This window comes from uncultured Ruthenibacterium sp. (assembly GCF_963558415.1).
Lineage (GTDB): Bacteria > Bacillota > Clostridia > Oscillospirales > Ruminococcaceae > Ruthenibacterium.
The window spans coordinates 1-6,168 of sequence record NZ_CAUWGY010000109.1 but is presented as its reverse complement, the minus strand read 5'-3'; the positions used below and the strand labels follow the sequence as shown (position 1 = coordinate 6,168).

The following is a 6,168-nucleotide window of genomic DNA, read 5'->3' as shown; positions in this document are numbered from 1 at the left end:
AAGTGTAAATTATTTCCCTGTCTACTTGACGGGGAGCACACCACTTTGTCCCAAAGCGGGGCGTACTGTCGGAACGGCGTTGGGGGAAAAGGGGGCAGAGAGGGGGATCGTGTCCGGGAATAGGCGATGCTTGGGGAAAACTGCAAAATGCGTGGGTATTCTCAGAATCTCCCCATAACCCGACAAAGGAAAAGCCCGCAAAGACCTTTTGGGCCTTTACGGGCTTTCTGAAAAAAGCTATGCAGTTTTCATGCGTCAGTCTAAGGCGGCTGCCATAGTCATCCCTCGTTCCGGCACAAGATAGCAGGCATCAAACCCTGCCGCGTTCAGAACGAGCAGCCGCTCATTTTTCTTTGTTTTCTGAACTTCTCCAAACCCTCCCCACAAAGGCGGAGGGCTTGGAGAAGCCGGGGGCCGAAGCCCCCGAACTTCCCGTTGATTGATCTGTTACTGAGCGCGATACAGGAACGTCACGATCTGACCGCGGGTGCAGGCTGCATCCGGGCTGAACGTGGTTGCGCTTGTGCCGGAGGTAATGTCCTCGGCAACCGCCCAAGCTACTGCATCAGCATAGTAAGCATTCGCGTCCACGTCGGCAAAGCTGCCGCCGCTGACAGCCGGAGTACCAGCCGCACGATACAGGAAAGTGACGGTCTGGGCGCGGGTCACGGTCATATCCGGCGCAAAGGTGGTCGCGCTGGTGCCGGAAGTGATACCCTTAGAAACCGCCCAGCGTACCGCGTCGGCGTAGTACGCATCCGCAGGTACGTCGGTGAAGTTCATAGCGTAATCAACGACAGGAGAGCCGTTAGCACGCCACAGGAACGTCACCATCTGCGCGCGGGTGCAGGAAGCGTTCGGCGCAAACAGGGTATCGGTCACACCGGAGGTCACGCCCTTGTCCGCCGCCCACAGAACTGCATCATAGAAGTAATCGCTCTTCGAGATGTCGGTGAACGGGTTCTCAGGTTCAGTCTCGATCAGCTTGAAGCTGGTCTCCACAGTGACCTTGGAGCCGGGCATCTTGAAGGTAAACTTATTGTCGTCCTTCTCGGTTAGCTTAATCTTGTCGCCGTTCTTGTCGGTGACGATCAGCTCGTCCAACTCATAGCCCTTGTCAGGCTTCACGGTGATGGTCACGGTGTCGCCCTTCTCAGCGCGCTTCGGGCTGACGGAAACAGAGCCGTTCTTGCTGTCCTCCACAGAAACTGCATAGGTGGTGCTGCTGGAAGAACCGCCGCCGCCACCGCCGCCGGAAGATTCCTTGTAAACCTCGACGGTAAATGTAGCGGTCAGATCATTCTCGGCAGTAGCTTCGCCCTCGTCAAGCAGGGCAATGCCTTCCGCAGCGCCGCTATTCTTGGTATAGGTCGCGGTGATGGTAGCCGTGCCAGTGCTGACAGGAGTTACAACGATCTTGCCGTCCTTAAGTTCGGCTGTCGCAACAGTCTCCTTATCGCTCGCCACGGTGCAAGTGTAATCCTTAAGATCGATCTCACTATCAAAGACAGCGGTTTCCAGAGCCAGAGTACCGTCACCCAGCTCGATGCGCTTGGAGGTCTCCACCTTACCGGTTTCTGCATCCTTCACACCAATAACGATGGACGGGATCTCTGCACCGTTGCCGACTTCGACCTTATCGCCCTCCGGGTTCGTGATGGTCGCGCCGCCCTCGGGGATGGTTACATTGCCATTGTCTCCCACTTCGGGAAGCACACCATTATTACCAGTGATTGCGGTGCCGTCCGGCTGGATGACGGTATTGGCGGGAATATCCCCCTTATCATTTTTGCCGCCGGAAGTAAGAACCACATTGCCGAAGTTGTCCACGTAGTTGGAAGCGGACTCGTCCTCGACAGGAGCAACGGTAATGGTGTTGCCGCCCTGCTGGACGCTTGCGCCGGGAGCCAAGTCGATGGCAGCGTTGCCGCCCTCGCTCTTGATCTCAGCCTTGGAATCCTCGGGGATCACAACAGTTGCGCCCTCGCCAACCGTCACGGCAGGAGCGCCGGTTGTGTTGCTGATGCTGCCTTCTTCAACCGTCAAAGTCGCATCGCCGGTAACACTGATTGCAGGAGCGCCTTCAACCGACATTGTCGGAGGGGTTTGGGAATCCGTTTCCTGCGTGATCTTGAGGTTTACCTCACCGCCATTAGAGGAAATGACGGGCACGCTGCTGTCATTGGATGTGCTCTTGATGGTGCCAGACCCCAAATTCAGGGTGCCGCCATTGTTCTGAATGGCTGTTCCAGCCGCCTCAATCGTTCCGCCTTCGCTGCCCATATCCGGCGCACTGACGTTCAATGTTCCGCCTTCTGCGACGGTGATCAAAGGCTGTTCATCAGAACCGCCTGATACCTTGACATGACCAATAGACGCAGTACCAGTCTCCTGCACCGTCAGCGCAGCGCCCTCGGAAAAGATTACACTGCTATCATGGTTCATGTTGCCGTCAAACGTCAGTTCTCCGGCTACAACTACATCGCTGCCGAATGTGTAGTTGATGATGTGCTGCGAAATATTCACATTATTGCCTAAAGTCAGGCTCGCACCGCTCTGCACTTCAAGACCACCGGAAAATGTGATGGCATTTTGAACCGCTTGCTTACCTGTATCCACCGCGATTTCAATATCTTGAAAATGAAGCGTGATCTCAGAATCTGAGACTTCGGCAGTCTCGATGGAATCCGCAGAAATGATGACCTTCTCGGAAATTTGCTCTACATAAGCTGCACTACTTGTACTCTGTTTGATGTAAATTTTACACGGTTCCGTGCTGTCAAGAGTGCATACAATTCCATCTGCATCCGTTACAACTCCATCAGCAATATCTTTCATTGCCGATCCAATCGTGTCATATTTAACAGTGACTTGCGAACCTGCACTATCTTCAATGACTTGATCTTCAATTTTCATTTCAGTAGCAATCGCTTGCATTGTAATAGGAGGCTTTGCACTCGCCGCAAATGCTACCGGGCACGTCTGCAACAGTAACGCAGCAGACATACACAGCGCAAAAATCTTCTTCATACTCATGCCTCCTCGGGAAGCAACGTGATGCTGTCAACCATCATGCCGTCTTTATTAAAAGCAGAGACAGTGACAATTTCAGCGTCCTTCGCTCCGCCGCCAACCGGTCCATTTTCGCCAAGTTCGTTGGAGACAAAGTTAGCAAATCCATTGTCATCCGCTTCATTAGAAATGCGGTAGTAAAGACCATCATTATAAGTATAAACCCTATAGCTATCTTCTCCAGATACTGTGAGTTTATATGTTCCAACACCATCATCCGCAAAGCCGTATGCTTTAAGAGTGGGCTGGAAGCTGTTATTCTGAATGTCATTGACAGCCATTTTCTGAGATACGGTGACGCGATCAGTTCCGTTGAACATATTCTGGAAGCTATCCCACGCATTGACGTAGGTGCTCACAGAAGTCATGTAGTAAGCTACACCAGATTCTTTCTCAACAGCGTCAGAGGGGCAATTCACCGTAATGTCATAGCCGTTCAGCGTAGCACTAAACCCATCCAGACTGTGACCTTCATAGAGGGCACCCTTCTCTCCGAGCACTACCGGCTCGATTGCATAGGGAGACTGAGTCTCTGCTCTCTGTTCGCCGTCTGCCAAAGGCTTGATCATATCTTCTACGGCATCCATGCCGCTGCCAAACTCAGACACCGGAGCCGCAAAATATCTTGCACCAGCAGTACCACGAATCTTACCATTATTTTCGCAATCAGCAATCGTCAGATACAGCTCATTACGTCCTACCTTGCCCTCCAAGCTGGAAGAGTTACCGAAGAACATACCGGCATATAACAAGGTAACATCACCATTATTGACGCAGTTGATGAACTGATAAGGAGCGGACTCGCCCACAAACAGCGCATAATAGCCGTGGAACACGCTGCCATAGATGCTGCCGGTGATTTTCGCATCGTTGGTGCAATTCTCCATGGTCAGACCAGCGCTCGGCGCAGCGTAAATAAAGGGCGAATAGTTGGACTGATCCGAACCGGTCAGAGTAATATCGCCTGTCACCGTGATATTCTTCATGGTGAGATGCTGGGTGGCACCGGTCATTCTGGTGGGCATAAAGGTGATAAAGGAAGCAGACCCCTTTTCCTTATTGTTTTCATTAGGACTGTTATCTACCTTATGATCAAAGGTCAAGTTCTGAATGCTGCCACCGACGATACCATAAATCAGTGCGCAGTTGTTGGGGATACCGGAAATGACGGGTGCGGAACCGTCCGCTTTCTTACCGATCATATTCCCGTAAAAATACTTAATGTAACCGTCCCACTCCGCAGGCGCGGGACTATTGGTAAAGTCCAGATCCGCAGTAATCTCGAAAGTTTTACCGGAATACCAGTTCGTAGGCTGCTTATTGATCTCAAAAAACTTTGATACGCTGTCGATTGTTACAACCTCAGAGCTGTCAATCTCGGCCAGCGTCGCCGGAGCATCCGGAAACTCCACCGTCGGAATCTCCCGCACCTCGCCATTCGGCAGGGTGATGGTATCGGGCTGGTCGGTGTCCGCAGCAAACGCCGCAGGAACCATCGTCGCCATCAGGCACATCGCCATCAGCAGGGACAACAATCTTTTTTTCATGTTCTTTTTTCCTCCTTCTTGTACAGGAAATTGATGCTTTGCCTGTCTCCACAGACATGGGAATACAAATGGTGCAAGCGCATCCCCCCTCCTTACATCAGCAAACAGAATCAACATTTTGTGATCTGCACCTGGGTTTGAGGACCTGCCCACCGCTATTCACTGGTGCCTTTTCCACTTTGGACAGGGGGGCAAACCGCGTTTAGGGCGCACGAATTTAAGGCCGTAAAATTTTTTTGTTTTCCGGCCTCGTTTTTTGTGCCACACAACTGGAAACGCCTTGAAAAATATAAGGAACTGTGGTAATATTCTCTTATAATATGTAAACAGACATCACTTCATTTGGCATATTTAGTAGTCAAAATGTTGATTGTGTGATGCCTAAACAATCAACCCCAATCGGTCCAGCTGCTTGCGGTGCTCCGTGCCGCTTGTGACCAGATAGATGCGGGTGGTCTCAATGGAGCTGTGCCCCAGCACGTCCGCTAGCTTTGCAATATCCTTACACGCTCGGTAAAACGCCGTGGCGAACAAATGGCGCAGATTGTGGGGGAACACCTTGGACGGCTCCACGCCCGCCGCCGCGCACAGCCGCTTCATCTCCGCCCAAATCTGGCGGCGGGACAGCCCTTTTCCGCTTTTGGTGAGAAAGATCTCGCCGGAAGCGATTTTTTGTTTCTTGGCGTATTTCAGCAGCTTGCGGCACAGCTTGTTCGGCAGGAGAATGGTGCGGATCTTGCCTTTGAGGGAGATTTCCGCACATCCGGTTCTGGCCGCTTCTACGGTCAGATATTTTACCTCGGACACCCGCACGCCGGTGGCGCAGATGGTTTCCATCAGCAGCGCCAGCCGGTGCTTGCCCTGTGCTTCTGCGGTGCGGATCAGCTGTTCATACTCCGTGCGGGTCAGCTCCCGCGCCGTGTCCCGAAACAGCTTGCGCTGGATTTTGAGGAACTTCATGTGACATTCGTTCCAGCCGAGAAACCGGAACAGGTTGTTCAGGGCAGCCAGCATGGAATTGATGGTGGCCGGGGCATAGCCCTGGGCGCGCAGCTGCTCCTTCCAGCCAGTCGCATTCTCCTTTGTGACCGGCGCGCCGTCCAGCCAGACGGCAAAGCTCCTCGCGTCCCGCAGGTACTTTTCAATGGTGCCGGGGGCGCGCTCCTCCGTCCGAAGATAGCCGCCATACGCCATGATCTGCTCCAAGGTCAAGGTTCGTTCATCCATTTTGAAAACTCCTCCGTTTATAAGATGATAACGATATTTTACCTTGCAAACAGACCGCTATGCGTCCAAACTCCCGCAAAGCGCAAACCCTTGATTTTCAAGCTATTTTCAGGGGTGCGCGCTACCGGCAAGCAATGCAAGTGTGAACACACTTGCCATTTTCACAGGACCGAAGGACCCGCGAAAATGCTTGTTGGGGAGCCTCCCCAAACCCGGCACTTTGGGACTCGTCGGCGCAAACTTCACTCAGTTCGCTTCGGGACATTTTGGTGTGCTCCCCGTCAAGTAGACAGGGAAATAATTTACACTTTACGCATGAAAT

3 protein-coding genes are annotated in these 6,168 nt (G+C 52.6%); all 3 read right to left on the bottom strand.

The annotated features are described in order from the left end of the window. Window positions 1-447: 447 nt before the first annotated feature. Window positions 448-3,030, bottom strand: a complete 2,583-nt coding sequence (locus AB5H98_RS12315) for an S-layer homology domain-containing protein (protein WP_367926191.1) — start codon at window positions 3,028-3,030, stop codon at window positions 448-450. Window positions 3,031-3,032: 2 nt separating this feature from the next. Beyond that, window positions 3,033-4,619, bottom strand: coding sequence for a hypothetical protein (locus AB5H98_RS12310; protein ID WP_367926190.1), 1,587 nt, complete (start codon window positions 4,617-4,619; stop codon window positions 3,033-3,035). A 381-nt stretch (window positions 4,620-5,000) separates the two neighbouring features. Then, window positions 5,001-5,846 carry a tyrosine-type recombinase/integrase gene (locus tag AB5H98_RS12305; RefSeq protein WP_367926189.1) on the bottom strand — a complete coding sequence of 282 codons (846 nt, stop codon included), beginning with the start codon at window positions 5,844-5,846 and terminating at the stop codon, window positions 5,001-5,003. Window positions 5,847-6,168 lie beyond the last annotated feature (322 nt).